Annotated in this window: 19 protein-coding genes; 12 read left to right on the top strand and 7 right to left on the bottom strand. The window is 65.1% G+C overall.

The window, feature by feature from the left end:
* Positions 1 to 41 precede the first annotated feature (41 nt).
* The 3 genes from BAC01S_RS32545 to lexA all read right to left on the bottom strand — a co-directional run bounded on the left by BAC01S_RS32545 (position 42) and on the right by lexA (position 1,891).
* The gene (locus tag BAC01S_RS32545; RefSeq protein ID WP_043203628.1) at positions 42 to 713 is read right to left on the bottom strand and encodes a DUF2939 domain-containing protein; all 672 of its coding nucleotides are present in this window, start codon (positions 711 to 713) and stop codon (positions 42 to 44) included.
* A gap of 119 nt (positions 714 to 832) precedes the next feature.
* The gene (locus tag BAC01S_RS24955; RefSeq protein WP_027797211.1) at positions 833 to 1,213 is read right to left on the bottom strand and encodes a hypothetical protein; all 381 of its coding nucleotides are present in this window, start codon (positions 1,211 to 1,213) and stop codon (positions 833 to 835) included.
* Between the two features lie 27 nt (positions 1,214 to 1,240).
* Positions 1,241 to 1,891, bottom strand: coding sequence for a transcriptional repressor LexA (lexA, locus tag BAC01S_RS24960; RefSeq protein WP_027797212.1), 651 nt, complete (start codon positions 1,889 to 1,891; stop codon positions 1,241 to 1,243).
* Positions 1,892 to 2,161: 270 nt separating this feature from the next.
* On the opposite strand from lexA, the gene BAC01S_RS24965 reads away from it, so the two are divergent.
* The 6 genes from BAC01S_RS24965 (at position 2,162) to BAC01S_RS24990 (ending at position 8,306) form a co-directional block, all read left to right on the top strand.
* Complete coding sequence (locus BAC01S_RS24965) at positions 2,162 to 3,217, top strand: sulfate ABC transporter substrate-binding protein (protein WP_027797213.1); 1,056 nt, start codon at positions 2,162 to 2,164, stop codon at positions 3,215 to 3,217.
* Positions 3,218 to 3,316: 99 nt separating this feature from the next.
* Positions 3,317 to 4,219: a sulfate ABC transporter permease subunit CysT gene (cysT, locus tag BAC01S_RS24970; RefSeq protein WP_027797214.1), complete on the top strand. Its 903-nt coding sequence runs from the start codon at positions 3,317 to 3,319 to the stop codon at positions 4,217 to 4,219.
* Complete coding sequence (gene cysW, locus BAC01S_RS32550; protein WP_043203629.1) at positions 4,216 to 5,184, top strand: sulfate ABC transporter permease subunit CysW; 969 nt, start codon at positions 4,216 to 4,218, stop codon at positions 5,182 to 5,184. Before cysT ends, cysW begins: the two co-directional genes overlap by 4 nt.
* 3 nt (positions 5,185 to 5,187) lie before the next feature.
* Positions 5,188 to 6,252, top strand: a complete 1,065-nt coding sequence (locus tag BAC01S_RS24980) for a sulfate/molybdate ABC transporter ATP-binding protein (RefSeq protein WP_027797215.1) — start codon at positions 5,188 to 5,190, stop codon at positions 6,250 to 6,252.
* A 49-nt stretch (positions 6,253 to 6,301) separates the two neighbouring features.
* A complete protein-coding gene (locus BAC01S_RS24985; RefSeq protein ID WP_027797216.1) occupies positions 6,302 to 7,228 on the top strand; it encodes a CysB family HTH-type transcriptional regulator in 927 nt (308 codons plus the stop codon).
* A gap of 40 nt (positions 7,229 to 7,268) precedes the next feature.
* Positions 7,269 to 8,306 carry an asparaginase gene (locus BAC01S_RS24990; protein ID WP_027797217.1) on the top strand — a complete coding sequence of 346 codons (1,038 nt, stop codon included), beginning with the start codon at positions 7,269 to 7,271 and terminating at the stop codon, positions 8,304 to 8,306.
* 172 nt (positions 8,307 to 8,478) lie between these two features.
* Here BAC01S_RS24990 and BAC01S_RS24995 read toward each other — a convergent pair whose 3' ends face one another.
* The 4 genes from BAC01S_RS24995 to gcl form a co-directional block, all read right to left on the bottom strand.
* Positions 8,479 to 8,880 carry a DUF3597 domain-containing protein gene (locus BAC01S_RS24995; protein ID WP_027797218.1) on the bottom strand — a complete coding sequence of 134 codons (402 nt, stop codon included), beginning with the start codon at positions 8,878 to 8,880 and terminating at the stop codon, positions 8,479 to 8,481.
* A gap of 716 nt (positions 8,881 to 9,596) precedes the next feature.
* The gene (locus BAC01S_RS25005; RefSeq protein ID WP_281175949.1) at positions 9,597 to 10,544 is read right to left on the bottom strand and encodes a 2-hydroxy-3-oxopropionate reductase; all 948 of its coding nucleotides are present in this window, start codon (positions 10,542 to 10,544) and stop codon (positions 9,597 to 9,599) included.
* A 15-nt stretch (positions 10,545 to 10,559) separates the two neighbouring features.
* Entirely contained in the window at positions 10,560 to 11,357 is a 798-nt protein-coding gene (gene hyi / locus BAC01S_RS25010) for a hydroxypyruvate isomerase (protein WP_027797220.1), read from the bottom strand.
* A gap of 87 nt (positions 11,358 to 11,444) precedes the next feature.
* Positions 11,445 to 13,229 (bottom strand): glyoxylate carboligase, encoded by a 1,785-nt coding sequence (gene gcl, locus BAC01S_RS25015; protein WP_027797221.1) that lies wholly within the window; start codon positions 13,227 to 13,229, stop codon positions 11,445 to 11,447.
* A 163-nt stretch (positions 13,230 to 13,392) separates the two neighbouring features.
* Between gcl and BAC01S_RS25020 the strand changes: the two genes are divergently transcribed.
* From BAC01S_RS25020 to BAC01S_RS25045, 6 genes are all read left to right on the top strand, one after another.
* Positions 13,393 to 14,307: a LysR family transcriptional regulator gene (locus BAC01S_RS25020; RefSeq protein ID WP_027797222.1), complete on the top strand. Its 915-nt coding sequence runs from the start codon at positions 13,393 to 13,395 to the stop codon at positions 14,305 to 14,307.
* Between the two features lie 216 nt (positions 14,308 to 14,523).
* Complete coding sequence (gene rpsF, locus BAC01S_RS25025; protein ID WP_027797223.1) at positions 14,524 to 14,895, top strand: 30S ribosomal protein S6; 372 nt, start codon at positions 14,524 to 14,526, stop codon at positions 14,893 to 14,895.
* Between the two features lie 49 nt (positions 14,896 to 14,944).
* A complete protein-coding gene (gene priB, locus BAC01S_RS25030; protein WP_027797224.1) occupies positions 14,945 to 15,244 on the top strand; it encodes a primosomal replication protein N in 300 nt (99 codons plus the stop codon).
* 2 nt (positions 15,245 to 15,246) lie between these two features.
* Complete coding sequence (rpsR, locus tag BAC01S_RS25035; RefSeq protein WP_027797225.1) at positions 15,247 to 15,522, top strand: 30S ribosomal protein S18; 276 nt, start codon at positions 15,247 to 15,249, stop codon at positions 15,520 to 15,522.
* A gap of 27 nt (positions 15,523 to 15,549) precedes the next feature.
* Entirely contained in the window at positions 15,550 to 16,002 is a 453-nt protein-coding gene (gene rplI / locus BAC01S_RS25040; protein ID WP_027797226.1) for a 50S ribosomal protein L9, read from the top strand.
* 155 nt (positions 16,003 to 16,157) lie between these two features.
* Complete coding sequence (locus tag BAC01S_RS25045) at positions 16,158 to 17,543, top strand: replicative DNA helicase (RefSeq protein ID WP_027797227.1); 1,386 nt, start codon at positions 16,158 to 16,160, stop codon at positions 17,541 to 17,543.
* The last annotated feature ends 125 nt before the right edge of the window (positions 17,544 to 17,668 follow it).

Below are 17,668 nucleotides of genomic sequence, written 5' to 3' on the forward strand. Positions count from 1 at the left end.
GCCAACCTGAGGAGCGCCGCTGCGAGCGGCAGGATTCACCGCTATTGGCCGCTGTTCGTGCTGCTCGCGCTGTTTGTATCAGCCGGGTCGTTCAATTCGACCGCCGCGAGCTTCCACGAAAACAGCCCATGGCGTTGCAAGACGGCGGCGTAACGCTCGCCGTTCGCGCTGCGCTGCCAGGTCACGACGAACTCGTTGAGGCTGCGATAGCCGGCCGTGGTCTGAGGCCGAGGCGCCGGCTGCGCGCTTTCGGACGAGGCGGCCGAAGGCGTTTGCGCGGGTGGATTGGAGGGCGCAGGCGCTGCTGTCGGATTACCCGCTTGCGGCGGCTGCTCGCCCGGCTTGCCGGTGGGCGGCATGCCATTGAGCAGCGCGGCGACGCCATCCGGCGTTGCATACGCGTCCACGAGCGGGCCGATGAGCGCCGCGCCAATCACGGCGCCGAACAGCAGCAACGGGTTACTGCTGTGCTGCGCCGCGATGCGCCGCTGAAGCAGTTCGCCAACCTGCTGCTTCAAACTCACGCGTAAAGCCGGGTAGTCGACATACTCGCTGAGCGTGGCCGCGTCGCGCGCGTCGGCGGCGGCCTTCAGTCGATTCAGCGCCACATAGGGCGACGCATAGCCGTAACCTAGCGCGGCGACGAGCGCCGCCGCAATGAGCACGACAGCAACGGGTTTGATCCAGCGTTGGTTCGAAACGGACTCGGTCATCGTTCAGGTCGGGAGTAGTGGGACACGTCCTGTTGACCGTGCCGGTGCCGAAACGATCCCGAAGTTTCTGGTTACGCGTTTCCGGGCTGCCTTCACGCGCAGCTTTCATGCGGCCCGTGTTACCGGGCGAGCGCCGCCGGGTCGGCCTGTTCAGCGATGCAGCGATCGATCATGCGGCATACCGCATCCATGGTTCCCACCATGATCAGGCGCGAGGGGCCGTGATACACGCGCACCGGCGCGCGGCGATCCGGCTCGGCGTGATTGAGACCGCTGTTGAGCGAGACACGCGCAAATGCGGGCTGTGCGGAAGGCAACGGCGGCAGGTCAACCGGAGCCGCGGCAGCACCGGCGGACTCATAATCCGCCGCCTCGAAGAGCGAGCCGGACAAGGCGGCAGCCGTTGCGCGCGCATTGCGCGCGGCGCAGTCGGCAAGGCCGCGCAGATGGCGCAGGCGGCCAAATTGACGAAAGGGCAGCAGACGGGCAAGACGTTCCATGACTCCCTCCAGACAGTGTTCGGATTATCAGAATTCGGTAGGGCGGATCAGCCCGACGGCGATGCCTTCCAGCGCGAATTCGGCGCTGTTGGCCTCGACGAAGATGTTTTCGTAGTCGGGGTTTTCGGCAATCAATTCGAGGCCGTTCGGCCGGCGCTTCAGGCGCTTGACGGTGACGTCGTCGCCAAGGCGCGCAATGATGATCTGGCCGTCTTTCGCCTCGCTTTTCTTTTGCACCGCGAGCAGGTCGCCGTCGAGGATGCCGGCGTCGCGCATCGAGAGGCCGCGCACCTTCAGGAGGTAGTCGGGCTTGCTCGAGAAGAGCGCCGGGTCGCAGGCGTAATGCTGCGCGATGTGCTCCTGCGCGAGGATCGGGCTGCCCGCCGCCACGCGGCCCACGAGCGGCAGCGAGAGCTGCATGATGCTGGCGTGCGGCAGCGTGAACTGGTGCGGGAGGTCGTCCGGACCCGGCATGAGACGGATACCGCGCGACGCGCCGGCCGCCAGTTCGATCACGCCCTTGCGCGCCAGCGCGCGCAGATGCTCCTCGGCGGAGTTCGCGGACGAAAAGCCGAGCTCGGCCGCGATCTCGGCGCGGGTGGGCGGGAAGCCGGTGCGCTCGATCGCGCGCCGGATCAGATCGAAAACCTGCTGCTGTCGTGCGGTGAGTTTGGTCATGGCGCCACTGTATGGATAGACAGGTGACTGTATTTTTATACAGTATTCGGCACTTTTCAAGTGTTACTTGAAGTTCTCCGTTTGGCCGGCGCCAGGATGTGCGAATTGCGCATCGGCAGGGCGGCAGCACGCGCATCGACCTGGGTCGCGTCTCTTTAGCACGATTTCATATTAAAAAATAAGGAAACATTATTTTTACTCATTTAAGCTGATTGTTAGACTCCGCTACATCGTTAGCTGCAATCACGCACGACAACACGGAGAAAGCGGATGCGTAGTGGGAAAGCGAGGAAAGCGGGAAAAAATGGCCGGCTCAGGACGCTGGCCGCAAGACTGCTGATCGGCGCGGCGTCGCTCGCCGGCATGGCCGTTCTGATGCCGGTTGCCCACGCGGATACCTCGCTCCTGAACGTTTCCTACGACCCGACACGCGAGCTCTATCAGGACATCAATAACGCGTTCATCAAGGAATGGAAGGCGAAGACCGGAGAGACGGTCACGATCAAGCAGTCGCATGGCGGCTCGGGCGCGCAGGCGCGCTCGGTGCTCGACGGGCTGCAGGCCGACGTCGTCACGCTCGCGCTCGCGTACGACATCGACGCGCTCGCGAAGAAGGGTCTCGTCGCCGCCGACTGGCAAAAGCGCCTGCCCGACAATGCCTCGCCGTATACCTCCACCATCGTGTTCCTCGTGCGCAAGGGCAATCCAAAGCACATCAAGGACTGGGACGATCTCGTGAAACCCGGTGTCTCGATCGTCACGCCGAATCCGAAGACCTCGGGCGGCGCGCGCTGGAACTATCTCGCAGCCTGGGCGTACGCGCTGCATCAGCCGGGCGGTAATGACGCTACGGCGAAGGCCTTCGTCACGAAGCTTTACAAGAATGCGGGTGTGCTCGATTCGGGCGCGCGCGGCGCGACGACGAGCTTCGTGCAGCGCGGCATTGGCGACGTGCTGATTGCATGGGAGAACGAAGCGTTTCTCTCGCTGAAGGAGTTCGGACCCGACAAGTTCGAGATCGTGGTGCCGTCGGCGAGCATTCTGGCCGAGCCGCCCGTCGCCGTGGTCGACAAGGTGGCGGACAAGCGCGGCACGCGCAAGGTGGCCGAGGCCTATCTGCTGTTCCTCTATTCGGAGGAGGGCCAGGAGATCGCGGCGAAGAACTTCTACCGCCCGCGCTCGGACAAGGTTCCGGCGGATCTCACGGCGAAGTTTCCGAAGCTGAGGCTGTACACGGTCGACGACACCTTCGGCGGCTGGGCGAAGGCGCAGAAAACCCATTTCGCGGACGGCGGCGTGTTCGATTCGATCTATGCGCCGCAGTGACGTAAAACGCCGCGACCGCGTTTCAGGTCATCGACGAGCGCGCCTCGCAGGCGCGCTTTTTGGCGCATGGCGCCGCAGCAATCTGAAAGAGCCATGAGCATGACCACGTTTCGATTACGCAAGCCGAGCGCGCTGCCGGGATTCGGCCTGACGCTCGGCATCACGGTGGCTTATCTGAGTCTCGTGGTGCTGATCCCGCTTGCGTCCACCTTCCTCAAGACGGCGACGCTCGACTGGGGGCAGTTCGTGCATGCGGTGGCGTCGCCGCGCGTGATCGCATCCTACCGGCTCACGTTCCTCTCGGCGCTGGGCGGGGCGCTGATCAACGCCGTGTTCGGCTTTCTGCTCGCGTGGGTGCTCGTGCGCTATACGTTTCCGTTCAAGCGCATCGTCGACGCGCTGGTCGATCTGCCGTTCGCGCTGCCCACGTCGGTTGCGGGCATTTCGCTCGCGGCCGTCTATGCGGGCAATGGCTGGATCGGGCAATTTCTCGAGCCGCTCGGCCTGAAGGTCGCATTCACGCCGCTCGGCGTGCTCGTGGCGTTGACGTTCATCGGCCTGCCGTTCGTCGTGCGCACCGTGCAGCCCGTGCTGGAAGATTTCGAGCGCGAGCAGGAAGAGGCCGCCGCCTGCCTCGGCGCGTCGCGCTGGCTCACGTTTCGCCGCGTCGTGCTGCCCGCGGCGCTCCCCGCGCTGCTGACGGGATTCGCGCTGGCGTTCGCACGCGCGTTGGGAGAGTACGGCTCGGTCATCTTCATCGCGGGCAATGTCCCGATGAAGTCCGAGATCACGTCGCTGCTCATCATCACGAAGCTCGAGCAGTACGATTACGCGGGCGCTACCGCGCTCGCCGTGGTGATGCTGTGCGTCTCGTTCGTCATGCTGCTTCTGGTCAACACGCTGCAGTGGTATCTGCAGCGGCGCACGAGCCGCAGTGCGTCGGCGGGTCCCGCGATCGATGAGCTTCCGCGTGCCGCCGCCGTCGCGGGAGGTGTGCAATGAGCACGCCGGCATCCTCAACGCGTGCGCCGCGCCGGCCCGATCCGGTGACGGAGGCGCCCTGGGTGCGCTGGCTCCTCACCGGCATCGCGCTCGCCTTTCTCACGCTCTTTCTCGTGGTGCCGCTCGTCGCGGTTTTTTGCCAGGCCTTGTCGAAGGGCATCGGCTTCTACTTCGAGGCGCTTGCCGATCCGGACGCGGTCTCGGCGATCAAGCTCACGCTCCTCACCGCCGCGATCGCCGTGCCGCTGAATCTCGCGTTCGGCCTTGCGGCCTCGTGGGCGATCGCGAAGTTCGAGTTTCGCGGCAAGGCACTCCTCACGACGCTGATCGATCTGCCGTTCTCGGTTTCGCCCGTGATCTCGGGCCTTATTTACGTGCTGCTGTTCGGCGCGCAGGGCTGGCTCGGCCCCTGGCTCGAAGACCACGACGCGCAGATCATCTTCGCAGTGCCAGGCATTGTGCTCGCAACGATCTTCGTGACATTCCCGTTCGTCGCGCGCGAACTGATCCCGCTGATGCAAGCGCAGGGCGACGACGAGGAAGAGGCCGCGCGCGTGCTCGGCGCCTCGGGCTGGCAGATGTTCCGGCGCGTGACGCTGCCCAACATCCGGTGGGGCCTGCTCTATGGTGTGATCCTCTGCAATGCGCGCGCGATGGGCGAGTTCGGCGCGGTGTCGGTGGTCTCGGGCCACATTCGCGGGCAGACCGACACGATGCCGCTGCACGTCGAGATCCTCTACAACGAATACAACTTCGCCGCGGCGTTCGCGGTGGCGTCCTTGCTGGCGCTGCTCGCGCTGGTGACGCTGGGACTGAAGCTGCTCGCGGAGCGTCATCTTTCGGCCGAACTCAGGGATGAGACCGATGTGACGGCGCAGGCCGTCGGCGTCCCGCTGCAACCCGGCACGCAACGCGCCGTACACCCGGGCGTTGTCCGGCATGTGCTCGAACAAGGAGATCTGTAAGACATGGGCATCACGGTTCGCAATCTGCAAAAACGGTTCGGCGACTTCGCCGCGCTCGACGACGTCTCGCTCGACTTTCCTCCGGGCGAGTTCGTCGCGCTGCTCGGGCCGTCAGGCTGCGGCAAGACTACGTTGTTGCGCGTGATCGCCGGCCTCGAATACGCCGATGCGGGGCAGGTCGTGCTGCAGGGCCAGGACGTGGGCGCGGTGGGCGCGCGCGAGCGCCAGGTGGGTTTCGTGTTCCAGCACTACGCGCTGTTCCGGCACATGACGGTGTTCGAGAACGTGGCGTTCGGGCTGCGCGTGAAGCCGCGCGGCGAGCGTCCGTCCGAGGCCGCGATTCGCGAGAAGGTGCACGCGCTGCTGAGCCTCGTGCAGCTCGACTGGCTCGCGCAGCGTTACCCGTCCGAGCTTTCGGGCGGCCAGCGTCAGCGCATCGCGCTCGCGCGGGCGCTTGCTGTCGAGCCGAAGGTGCTGCTGCTCGACGAGCCGTTCGGCGCGCTCGACGCCAAGGTCCGCAAGGAGCTGCGCGGCTGGCTGCGGCGCCTGCACGACGACCTGCACATCTCCACGATCTTCGTCACGCACGACCAGGAAGAAGCGCTCGAAGTGGCCGACCGCATTGTCGTGCTCAATCGCGGCCGCGTCGAGCAGGCGGGCAGCCCGCAGGACGTCTACGACCACCCGCAGACGGCGTTCGTCTACGAGTTCCTCGGTGCGGCGAACCGGCTTGCGGGTTATGTCGACCCGCGCGGCTTCGTGGCCGATGGCGCGGCGCAGCCGATCGCCGTGGAGGCCGGCTTCGAGGGCCGTGCGCTGGCCTACGTGCGGCCGCACGATCTCACGCTGTATCCGCGGCAGGCGGATCATCACGAGGGCATCGCCGTCGGCGTGCGCCGCGTGGTGCCGGTAGGCGGCTCGGTGCGCGTGGAGCTCGAAAGCGGCGCGGGCAGTGCGCTCGAAGCCGAGCTCGACCGCGAGGCATGGCGCGCGCTCTGCCTTTCGGTGGGCGACAACGCCACGGCGGTGCCGCGCGGGCTGCGCGTGTTCGCGGCGCAGGCGGCATGATACTTACATAAAATCAACCTGATGACTTCGGCGTTTCCGGAGACGAAAGATGAACTTCCAGCAGTTGCGATTCGTGCGCGAAGCGGTGCGCCAGAACATGAACCTGACCGAAGTGGCGAGCGTGCTGTACACGTCGCAGTCGGGCGTGTCGAAGCAGATCAAGGACCTCGAGGACGAACTCGGCGTCGATATCTTCATTCGCCGCGGCAAGCGCCTGACGGGCCTGACCGAGCCGGGCAAGGCCGTGCACCAGCTCATCGAGCGCATGCTGCTCGATGCCGAGAACCTGCGCCGCGTCGCGCGCCAGTTCGCCGACCAGGACAGCGGCCACCTCGTCGTCGCGACGACGCATACGCAGGCGCGCTACGCACTGCCGAAGGTCGTGCACCGGTTCCGCGAGGTGTTTCCGAAGGTGCACCTCGCGCTGCGCCAGGGCAATCCGCAGCAGATCGCGCAGTCGATCATCAACGGCGAGGCCGACATCGGCATCTCGACCGAGGCGCTCGACCGCTACCCGGATATCGTGACGTTCCCGTGCTATTCGTGGCATCACGTGGTCGTCGTGCCGAAGGACCACCCGCTCGTGGGGTGCGAGAACCTGACGCTCGAAGAGATCGCCGAGTATCCGATCATCACCTACGACCAGGACTTCACGGGCCGCTCGCACATCGACCAGGCGTTCGCGAAGGTGGGCGTGGTGCCCGACGTCGTGCTGACCGCGATCGACGCGGACGTGATCAAGACCTACGTCGAGCTGGGCATGGGTGTGGGCGTGGTGGCGGCGATGGCCTACGACCCGAAACGCGATTCGGAGCTCGTGGCGCTCGATACGCAAAACCTCTTCGAGGCGAGCACGACGCGCGTGGGCCTGCGCAAGGGGGCGTTCCTGCGCCAGTACGCATACCGGCTGATCGAAATGTTCGCGCCGCATCTGAACGAGCAGCAGATCGCGGCCCAGTTGCGCGAGACGACATAACGGCGGTTGCGCGGGCGGCGAATCGCTTAAAATCGCCGCCATGACTACTCCACTGACTCCCTCCTCCTCCCCGGCAGCGGCTGCGAAGCCGCTGCCGCGTATTGCCGTGCTCGCCACCGGCGGCACCATTGCGGGCGCCGCGCCCGATGCGGCCAACACATCCGGCTACCAGGCCGGCGTGATCGGCGTCGCGCAACTGCTGGCCGCCGTGCCGGGCCTCGATGCCGTCGCGCAGATCGCGGCCGGGCAGGTCGCGAGCATCGACAGCAAGGACATGCCGCTCGCGCTCTGGACCACGCTTGCGCAGCGCGTGAATACGCTGCTCGCGGCCGACGACGTGGATGGCGTCGTCATCACGCACGGCACCGACACGCTCGAAGAAACGGCTTACCTGCTGCATCTCGTCGTGAAAAGCGCGAAGCCTGTCGTGTTGACGGCGGCCATGCGCCCGGCTTCGGCGCTTTCGGCCGACGGTCCGCTCAACCTGCTCAACGCGGTCACGCTCGCGGCAAGCGGCGCGGCGGCGGGGCAGGGCGTGCTCGTTGCGTTCAACAACCGCATTCATTGCGCGCGCGATGTCGTCAAGACCAGCACCTATGCCGTGGATGCGTTCCAGTCGCCCGAGATCGGCGCGCTGGGCTGGGTGCAGGACGGGCGCGTGGAGTTCCAGCGCGGCGCGCTGCGCCCGCACACCGTCGCCGCGCCGTTTTCGGCCGTCGAGGCGTGGCCGCATGTCGAGGTCGTGACGAGCTACGCGGGCGTCTCGCGCATTGCGGTCGATGCGCTCGTGGCGGCGGGCGTGCGCGGCATCGTCGTGGCCGGCACGGGCAACGGCTCGATTCATGCCACGCTGCAGCAGGCACTGTCGGAGGCCGCCGCGAAGGGCGTGGCCGTGGTGCGCGCCTCGCGCGTGGGCTCGGGGCACGTGATGCACAACGGCGCCGCGAGCGACGACGCGCTCGGTTTCGTCTCGGCGGGCTCGCTCAATCCCTATAAGGCGCGCGTGCTGCTCGCGCTTGCGCTCGCACAGGGCGTGGCCGAGCGGACCGCGTTGCAGCGCGTGTTCGATACTTATTGACTAGATTGAAGATCAGGTCGAAGACCGGAAGAACTGGTGGCCCAGGATTGCCACAACCAGTTCGTCCGGCCTGATTTCGCAGGATCTGCCGTACGGAAAGCTATCGTCGGCGATCGCGCAACCGCGACATCACAACCGTCGCGAATTGCAGGCCGAATGGCAGGCCGGTGTATCAGCCCGCCAGATTAGCCGGCAGTTTCCCGCCATTGGCGGCGAGTGCCGCCATCACCTGCTTGTGCAGCCAGACATTCATGCTTGCGGAGTCGTTCAGGTCACCTGAATACTTGAGTTCCTGTGCGAGCTGCTTGCGGTGGTCGAGGCTGCTGTCGACGCCGAGCGCCTTCATGGTGTCGACGATTGACACGCGCCAGTTCAGCGTCTCGCCGCTCTCCGAGACAAGCTGGTCCATCACGGCTTCGACGTCGACGTCTGCCAGCGGCGCGGGCGCGGGCGCAGCATCGGGTGCGGCAGCCTGCGCTGCGGCGGGATTCGGGGTCGGCTCCGCTGCCGGCGGCGCTTCATCGGGCTTCGCCTTGTGAAACAACTTGTTCACGATATCGCCAAAAATGCTCATAAACGCTACTCCTGTGTAGATGACAAAGGGACCGACGCCGTGCGCACAGGGCGCACGTCCCCAATCCCTCGAACGTGAGTATGCCGCGCGTCCGTGGTCGGTCATCCTGAAAAGGCGCGGACCCCGGCGAGTTTTGCGCGCACGCCGGGCGTCTTCTCGTCGGCAATGCGATCGGCGAAGCGCGACTGGCGCGCCACCAGTATAGGTCTCGCGCAGACCCGGTGCGTTTCCTGTGCCCATGCCTTCGCCGGGCGCTACACAGATGAGGACGTGTTGATGTTTGCGGGGACCGGGCAGGAATGCGGCAGATCCGGAAAATACCGAGCCGGACCGCGCTTTGTCGCGTGAGGAGGTGTGAGAGCTGAAGCAGCGGAAGAAGGCAATCCGACAGGCGGACACCCGATGACGACGTCTGACCGACCAAGGCTTCCCCGTCGTCACCGGGCGCCGCTGCGGACCCCACTGGCCGCCCTCAGCCCAGAGCGGCCCCGATTTGCCCCGCGACGGTTGCCGCCGCCGCGGAGCGCCCCACCAATGGCCGTCGCGACTCGCGCGCCGGCCTGAATGCGTGTGTTGCAGCGTGTTGCTGTTCTTGCGTTGCGCTAAGGCGCTTTGCGCCAGATGCTGTTTGCGAGCGGGGGCGCGCCTTCCTCGTCACGCCCCGCTCGCCGGACGGCGCAACGCCGCCCGGTTCGCTACACGACAAGCCGCCTGCTTCAGGCAGCCTTCGCCTTGGAGCCTTCGCCTTCGGCGATCTCGAAGTTCGCCATGATTTCCAGCGCGCGAATCAGCGCCGAGTGATCCCATGCCTTGCCGCCGTTCGCCGCGCACACGCTGAAGAGTTGCTGCGCGCTCGCCGTATGCGGCAGCGCGATGCCCAGCTTGCGCGCGCCGTCGAGGGCGAGGTTCAGGTCCTTCTGGTGCAGTTCGATGCGGAAGCCCGGGTTGAACGTGCGCTTCGTCATGCGCTCGCCGTGCACTTCGAGAATGCGCGACGATGCGAAGCCGCCCATCAGTGCCTTGCGCACGCGCTCCGGATCGGCGCCCGAACGTGCCGCGAAGAGCAGGGCTTCCGCCACGGCCTCGATGTTCAGCGCGACGATGATCTGGTTCGCCACCTTGGTGGTTTGACCGGCGCCGTTGTCGCCGACGAGCGAGATGTTCTTGCCCATCAGTTCGAACAGGGGCTTCGCGAGGTCGAACGACTTTTGCGGGCCGCCCACCATGATCGAGAGCGTCGCTTCGCGCGCGCCGACTTCGCCGCCCGAGACCGGCGCGTCGAGATAGTCGCAGCCGAGCGCGTTGATCTTCTTCGCGAACTCCTGCGTTTCCAGCGGCGAGATCGAGCTCATGTCGATCACGAGCTTGCCCGCCGTGAGGCCCTTCGCGACGCCGTCGTCGGCAAAGAGGACGTTCGCGACGTCAGGCGTGTCCGGCACCATCAGGATGACGATGTCGGCGTCCTTTGCCACCGCCGTCGAGTCGGCCACGACGTTAGTCGCTGCGCGCAGGTCGTCCGGCACCGGGTACTTGCCGTTCACGGTGAGCGTGTGGCCGCCCTTCAGAAGGTTGCGCGCCATGTGCGCGCCCATGATGCCGAGGCCGATAAAACCAATCTTTGCCATCTTGTGTGTCTCCGTTAAAACTGTGCAGTCGGATCGAATGCGGTTGCTGCGCGCTTAGACGAGCGCGGCCGAACGCTGCTGCGCGGCGCGCAGCCAGCCAAGTCCTTCCACGGTCGTCGTCTTCGGCTTGTACTCGCAGCCGATGTAGCCTTCGTAGCCGAGCGAGTCGAGCAGGTCGAACAGGAACGGGTAGTGGATCTCGCCCGTGCCCGGCTCGTTGCGGCCCGGGTTGTCGGCGAGCTGGATGTGGGCGATCTTCGCGAAGTGCTTCTTGATGGTCGCCGCGAGTTCGCCTTCCATGCGCTGCATGTGATAGATGTCGTACTGCAGGAAGACGTTGTCCGAGCCGGTTTTCTCGATCACGTCCAGCGCCTCGGCCGAACGGTTCAGCGCGAAGCCCGGAATGTCGTATGCGTTGCACGGCTCGACGAGGAGGCGAATGCCTTCCTGCTTGAGCGCGGCGGCGGCGAACGTGAGGTTCTCCACGATCGTCGCGAGCGCCGTGTCGCGCGACACGCCGGCCGTCGGAATGCCGACGAGGCAGTTCAATTGCGGCACCTTCAGCGCCTTCGCGTATTCGATCGCGCGGCCCACGCCTTCCTGGAACTCGCTCTTGCGATCGGGCAGGCAGGCAATGCCGCGCTCACCCGCTTCCCAGTTGCCGGCGGGCAGGTTGTGCAGCACGAGCTTGAGCTTGTTCGCCTCGAGGCGCTCAGCCAGCTCGTTGGTCTGGTACGGGTACGGGAAGAGGAATTCCACGGCGTCGAAGCCCGCGCTCGCGGCCGCGGCGAAGCGGTCGAGGAACGGGACTTCGTTGAACAGCATGGTCAGGTTCGCTGCGAATTTCGGCATGATGCTTGGGTCTCGCTGGTCGGTCAAAGAAGGAAGTCGGGGCAGGCGGCGCGCCGGTATCGTGCGCGCTGCCCGCATGGGTGAGGCTCAGTCGAGTGCCTGCAGTGCGCTGATCGCGGTGGGCGCGTGCTCCGGCTTGTCGGCCAGTTCCTCGAACTCGTTGACCGCGTCGATTTCGGCGCCCATCGAGATGTTGGTCACGCGCTCGAGAATCACTTCAACCACCACCGGCACGCTATGCTCGGCGGCCAGTGCCTGGGCCTGCTTCAGCGCGGGCTCGATCTCTTCCGGCTTGAACACGCGCAGCGCCTTGCAGCCGAGGCCTTCGGCTACCGTCACGTGATCCACGCCATAGCCGTTCACTTCCGGCGCGTTGATGTTCTCGAACGCGAGCTGCACGCAGAAGTCCATGTCGAACGCGCGCTGTGCCTGGCGGATCAGGCCCAGATACGAGTTGTTCACGACCACGTGGACATACGGCAGCTTGAACTGCGCGCCCACGGCCAGTTCTTCGACCATGAACTGGAAGTCGTAGTCGCCCGAGAGCGCGACGATCGGACGGGCCGGATCGGCGGCACGCACGCCGAGCGCCGCCGGAATCGTCCAGCCGAGCGGGCCCGCCTGACCGCAGTTGATCCAGTTGCGCGCCTTGTAGACGTGCAGGAACTGGGCGCCCGCGATCTGCGAGAGGCCGATCGTGCTCACGTAGCACGTGTCGCGGCCGAACACCTTGTTCATCTCTTCATACACGCGCTGCGGCTTGATCGGCGCGTTGTCGAAGTGGGTCTTGCGCAGCATCGTGCGCTTGCGCTCCTGGCACTCGGCCACCCAGGCGCTGCGATCCTTCAGCTTGCCGGCGGCCTTCCATTCCTGCGCGACTTCGTTGAAGAGCTCCAGCGCGGCCCTGGCGTCCGACACGATGCCGAGATCCGGGCCGAACACGCGGCCGATCTGCGTCGGTTCGATGTCGACGTGCACGAACTTGCGGCCCTTCGTGTAGACCTCGACGCTGCCCGTGTGGCGGTTGGCCCAGCGGTTGCCGATGCCGAGCACGAAGTCCGAAGCGAGCATCGTCGCGTTGCCGTAGCGGTGCGACGTTTGCAGGCCGACCATGCCGGCCATCAGCGGATGGTCGTCGGGAATGGCGCCCCACGACATGAGCGTCGGGATCACCGGCACGCCCACCGTTTCGGCGAACTGGACGAGCAGGTCTTCCGCCGCGGCGTTCAGCACGCCGCCGCCCGAAACGATCAGCGGCTTCTCGCTGGCGTTGAGGAATTCGAGCGCCGCTTCGATCTGCTTGCGCGTCGCCTTCGGCTTGTAGACCGGCAGCGGTTCGTAGGTGTCGATGTCGAATTCGATTTCGGCGAGCTGCACGTCGATCGGCAGGTCGACCAGCACCGGACCCGGACGGCCCGAGCGCATCAGATGGAACGCCTGCTGGAACACGCGCGGCACGAGCGCCGGTTCGCGCACCGTGACGGCCCACTTCGTGACGGGCTTGGCGATCGATTCGATGTCGACGGCCTGGAAGTCTTCCTTGTAGAGGCGGGCGCGCGGCGCCTGGCCCGTGATCGCGAGGATCGGAATCGAGTCGGCGGAAGCGGAGTAGAGGCCCGTGATCATGTCGGTGCCGGCGGGGCCCGACGTGCCGATGCACACGCCGATGTTGCCCGGCGCGGCACGCGTGTAGCCTTCGGCCATGTGCGAGGCGCCCTCGACGTGGCGCGCCAGCACGTGCGTGATGCCGCCGGCCTTCTTCATCGCCGAATAGAACGGGTTGATGGCGGCGCCCGGCACGCCGAACGCGGTGTCGATCCCTTCTTTTTCGAGCACCAGCACGGCTGCGTCGACGGCTCTCATCTTGGCCATGAATGTCTCCTGAGTATCGCGATATGCGCAAATGACAAGGTTCCTGAAGCGCACTTTAAGGACATACGAAAGGTTTGATAAGATCAGTCCGGGTCGCTTATTTCGAAACTAAAAGTATGGAATGCCGCCGGGATGGGCCTCGGCGGCAGGAGAGGGAGACGCCATGGACCGCTTCAAGCAGATCGAAACCTTCGTGCGCGTGGCCGACGCGGGCAGCCTTGCGGCGGCGGCGCTGGAGGAGGGTGTTTCGCCCGTGATCCTCGGGCGGCGCATCGACGCGCTGGAAAAGCGCCTGGGCGTGAAGCTGATGTACCGCTCCACGCGGCGGCTCGTGGTGAGCGAGGAAGGCGGCGCCTTTCTCGAACGCTGCCGGGGCCTGCTCGCCGAGTGGGAGCAGGCGGAGAACGAGCTTTCCGCGGGGCGGCGCGTCGTGAACGGCCATCTGATCGTCTCGGCGCCGGCGGCTTTCGGGCGCAAGCACGTTGCGCCGCTCGCACCGGCGTTTCTCGCCGACAAGCCCGAACTCCAGGTCTCCTTCAACCTGACCGACCGCGTGGTCGATCTCGTGCGCGAGGGCTACGACCTGTCGATTCGCATCGGCGGTTCGGTCGATCCGAACTTCGTCGCCGTGAAGCTCGCCTCGAACCGGCGCGTGGTGTGCGGCACGCCCGAATACTTCCGCAAGCACGGCAAGCCGAAGACGCTCGAAGACCTGCCGAACCACAACTGCCTCGCGTTCAACCTGCAGGGCGGCCAGAACCGCGGCTGGTACTTCCGGCGCAATGGAAAAATCGTGACGGTGCGCGTGGGCGGCACGCTCGACTGCAACGACGGCGAACTGCTGCACCGCTGGGCGACCGAGAGCCTGGGGCTGGGCTGGCGGTCCACCTGGGAGATCGATGCGCAACTGGCGCGCGGCGAACTCGAGACGGTGCTCGACGAGTATGCGTTGCCCGACTACGACATCCTCGCGGTGTATCCGCAGCAGCGCTACGTGCCGGCCAAGGTGCGCTACTTCATCGACTACCTGAAGGAAGTCTATGCGCGGCCGGGGTACTGGAGCGGCGAGGCGGGCTGACTGGCGCGCCCGATGGGGGGGCAGATACGGGGCCGGGTGCGTTCGAGGGCCGGCAGGCCGCGCAAGTCATTGAAAATACGCCCGAATCAGCGTGCCCGATCACGATTCTGGTTGCGTGCCATCCACACTCGCGCTACAATGTTCGGCTTCTCACTTGCCGCACCGGTTCCGACGCCCGGGTGGCTTATATCCACAAGTAAGCACAAGGAGTGATACATGCGTCATTACGAAATCGTCTTCATCGTGCACCCCGATCAAAGCGAGCAAGTGCCCGCCATGATCGAGCGTTACAAGGGCACGATCACGTCGCACGGTGGCCAGATCCACCGTATCGAAGACTGGGGCCGTCGCCAACTGGCCTACATGATCGAGAAACTCGCGAAGGCTCACTACGTCTGCATGAACATCGAATGCGACCAGGCCACGCTCGACGAGCTGGAACACGCGTTCAAGTTCAACGACGCCGTTCTGCGTCACCTCATCGTCAAGATGAAGAAGGCCGAAACCGGCCCGTCGCCGATGATGAAGGAAGTGCAGCGCGAAGAAGCCAAGAAGGCGGCTGCCCAGCCGGCCGACGCGCAGGCTTAATGACACAAGCCATCAGGGTTTTTTGAACGTAGTTGCGTAAATCAGCCACGTGAACAGGCTGCAACTTACAGCCAGCGTCGTCGAACGCGAACCGGTGCGGTATACCCCCGCTGGCGTTCCGATCGCAAGCTGCACGTTGCATCACCGCACCGAAGTCGTCGAGGCCGGCATTGCCCGCCTCGTGGAACTGACGATGGACGCGGTAGCTGCCGGCGAGGCGTGCGGCAAGCTGGAAAGCTGCGAGATGGGCGTCGAAACGCTCTTCACCGGCTTCCTGGCTAAAAAGCACCGCAACGCGCGAACCCTGGTGTTTCACATCACCGAAATGCAAGGTACAGGAAAGGACTAATCATGCCCCGCCCGACTGGTAAGAAATTCGACAAGCGTCGTCAGCAACAAAATCCGCTCTTCAAGCGCAAGAAGTTCTGCCGCTTCACGGCAGCCAACGTCGAACAGATCGACTACAAGGATCTCGACACGCTGAAGGACTTCATCGGCGAAAACGGCAAGATCACGCCGGCACGCCTGACGGGTACGAAGGCCCACTATCAGCGTCAGCTGGACACGGCTATCAAGCGCGCGCGTTTCCTCGCGCTGATGCCGTACACCGACCAGCACAAGGCCTAACAAGACGACGCGATAAGGAGCAATAGAATGCAGATCATTCTTCTGGAAAAAGTCGTCAACCTGGGCAACCTCGGCGACATCGTGAAGGTGAAGGACGGTTACGCACGTAACTTCCTGATCCCGAACAAGAAGGCACGCCGCGCCACGAAGGACGCAATTGCCGAATTCGAAGTTCGCCGCGCCGAACTCGAAAAGGCCGCCGCTGAAAAGCTGGCAACTGCTCAAGCCGAAGGCGAAAAGCTGAACGGCCTGACCGTTCAGATCGGCCAGAAGGCTGGTGTGGACGGCCGTTTGTTCGGCTCGGTCACGAACGCCGACATCGCCGAAGCCCTCACGAAGGCTGGCTTTGCAGTGGAAAAGATGCAAGTGCGTCTGCCGGAAGGCCCGCTGAAGATGGTGGGCGACCACCCGGTGCAAGTTTCGCTGCACACCGACGTCCTCGTCGACGTCACGGTGTCGGTGCTGGGCGAGCACGCCTAAGGCACACGGGCGACCCGTCAGGGCCGCTCGACCCTGGTTGTTCGAAAGAGGCAGGAGCCCCGCGGCTTCTGCCTTTTTTGTTGCGCGGGCGCCTTGTGGCGTTTCGCGCTTTCCGGCTTGTTCCAGGTAGCCGGCTTGTCCGATAATTGCCCTCCATGAACGCGCCCAAAGATCCCCAACTCGAATCGCTGAAAGTCCCTCCGCATTCGATCGAGGCCGAGCAGTCGGTGCTCGGCGGCCTGTTGCTCGACAACGGCGCCTGGGACCGGATTGCCGATTTCCTCTCGCAAGGCGACTTCTACCGGTACGATCACCGCATCATTTTCGAGCATATCGGCCGGCTGATCTCGTCCGCGCGGCCCGCCGACGTGGTGACGGTGTACGAGTCGCTCGGCACTTCGGGCAAGGCCGAGGAGGTGGGCGGCCTCGCGTACCTGAACGCGCTCGCGCAGAACACGCCGAGCGCGGCGAACATCCGCCGCTACGCCGAGATCGTGCGCGACCGCGCCGTGCTGCGCCGTCTCGTCTCGGTCGCCGACGAAATTTCGGCGGACGCGTTCAATCCGCAGGGCAAGGAGGTGCGGCAGCTTCTCGACGAGGCCGAGGCGAAGGTGTTCTCGATCGCCGAAGACGGCGCGCGCGGCACCCAGGGTTTCCTGGAGATCGGCCCGCTGCTCACGCAGGTCGTGGAGCGCATCGACACGCTCTACCACACGGCCAACCCGAGCGACGTGACAGGCACGCCCACGGGCTTCATGGATCTCGACCGCATGACCTCGGGCATGCATGGCGGGGAGTTGATCATCGTGGCGGGGCGTCCGTCGATGGGTAAGACGGCGTTCTCGATGAATATCGGCGAGTACGTGGCCGTGGAATACGGCCTGCCGGTGGCGGTGTTCTCGATGGAAATGCCGGGTACGCAGCTCATCATGCGTATGCTCGGTTCCGTTGGCCGTCTCGACCAGCACCGCATGCGCACGGGCCGGCTCACCGACGAGGATTGGCCGAAGCTCACGCACGCCGTGCAGAAAATGAGCGAGGCGCAAATCTTCATCGACGAGACGGGCGGCCTGAACCCGATGGAGCTGCGCTCGCGTGCGCGGCGCCTCTCGCGGCAGTGCGGCAAGCTGGGCCTCATCATCGTCGACTACCTGCAGCTGATGAGCGGCTCTTCGAGCGGTGAGAACCGCGCCACGGAAATTTCCGAAATTTCACGTTCGCTCAAGAGTCTCGCCAAGGAGCTGGACGTGCCGGTGATCGCGCTTTCGCAGCTGAATCGGGGGCTCGAGCAGCGTCCGAACAAGCGTCCGGTGATGTCGGACCTGCGCGAATCGGGCGCTATCGAACAGGACGCGGACGTGATCCTGTTCATCTACCGCGACGAGGTTTACAACCCCGACAGCCCCGACAAGGGCACGGCCGAGATCATCATCGGCAAACAGCGTAACGGTCCGATCGGACCGGTTCGCCTCACGTTCCATGGGCAATACACGAAGTTCGACAACTTTGCCGGAGCGCAGACCTTCTACGGCGGCGACTGACGCCGTCGTCCCGCCTGTCAAGCCGCGCGGAGCGAGACGGGGCGCCGGCGTGGCGCAAATGCCGCTCCCGTGTCCGGCGACAAGTGCGCCTCATTGCGCCTGACGTTACAATGTTGCCGCTTTAT

Source organism: Paraburkholderia acidipaludis NBRC 101816, from assembly GCF_000684975.1.
Lineage (GTDB): Bacteria > Pseudomonadota > Gammaproteobacteria > Burkholderiales > Burkholderiaceae > Paraburkholderia > Paraburkholderia acidipaludis.

Coding starts and splice junctions, on each gene's coding strand:
- BAC01S_RS24955 (WP_027797211.1), bottom strand. CDS start 1,213: ATGGAACGTCTTGCCCGTCTGCTGCCCTTTCGTCAATTTGGCCGCCTG.
- hyi (WP_027797220.1), bottom strand. CDS start 11,357: ATGCCGAAATTCGCAGCGAACCTGACCATGCTGTTCAACGAAGTCCCG.
- BAC01S_RS32545 (WP_043203628.1), bottom strand. CDS start 713: ATGACCGAGTCCGTTTCGAACCAACGCTGGATCAAACCCGTTGCTGTC.
- BAC01S_RS24980 (WP_027797215.1), top strand. CDS start 5,188: ATGGGCATCACGGTTCGCAATCTGCAAAAACGGTTCGGCGACTTCGCC.
- rpsF (WP_027797223.1), top strand. CDS start 14,524: ATGCGTCATTACGAAATCGTCTTCATCGTGCACCCCGATCAAAGCGAG.
- BAC01S_RS24965 (WP_027797213.1), top strand. CDS start 2,162: ATGCGTAGTGGGAAAGCGAGGAAAGCGGGAAAAAATGGCCGGCTCAGG.
- cysW (WP_043203629.1), top strand. CDS start 4,216: ATGAGCACGCCGGCATCCTCAACGCGTGCGCCGCGCCGGCCCGATCCG.
- BAC01S_RS25045 (WP_027797227.1), top strand. CDS start 16,158: ATGAACGCGCCCAAAGATCCCCAACTCGAATCGCTGAAAGTCCCTCCG.
- cysT (WP_027797214.1), top strand. CDS start 3,317: ATGACCACGTTTCGATTACGCAAGCCGAGCGCGCTGCCGGGATTCGGC.
- lexA (WP_027797212.1), bottom strand. CDS start 1,891: ATGACCAAACTCACCGCACGACAGCAGCAGGTTTTCGATCTGATCCGG.
- BAC01S_RS24995 (WP_027797218.1), bottom strand. CDS start 8,880: ATGAGCATTTTTGGCGATATCGTGAACAAGTTGTTTCACAAGGCGAAG.
- BAC01S_RS24990 (WP_027797217.1), top strand. CDS start 7,269: ATGACTACTCCACTGACTCCCTCCTCCTCCCCGGCAGCGGCTGCGAAG.
- rpsR (WP_027797225.1), top strand. CDS start 15,247: ATGCCCCGCCCGACTGGTAAGAAATTCGACAAGCGTCGTCAGCAACAA.
- gcl (WP_027797221.1), bottom strand. CDS start 13,229: ATGGCCAAGATGAGAGCCGTCGACGCAGCCGTGCTGGTGCTCGAAAAA.
- rplI (WP_027797226.1), top strand. CDS start 15,550: ATGCAGATCATTCTTCTGGAAAAAGTCGTCAACCTGGGCAACCTCGGC.
- BAC01S_RS25020 (WP_027797222.1), top strand. CDS start 13,393: ATGGACCGCTTCAAGCAGATCGAAACCTTCGTGCGCGTGGCCGACGCG.
- BAC01S_RS24985 (WP_027797216.1), top strand. CDS start 6,302: ATGAACTTCCAGCAGTTGCGATTCGTGCGCGAAGCGGTGCGCCAGAAC.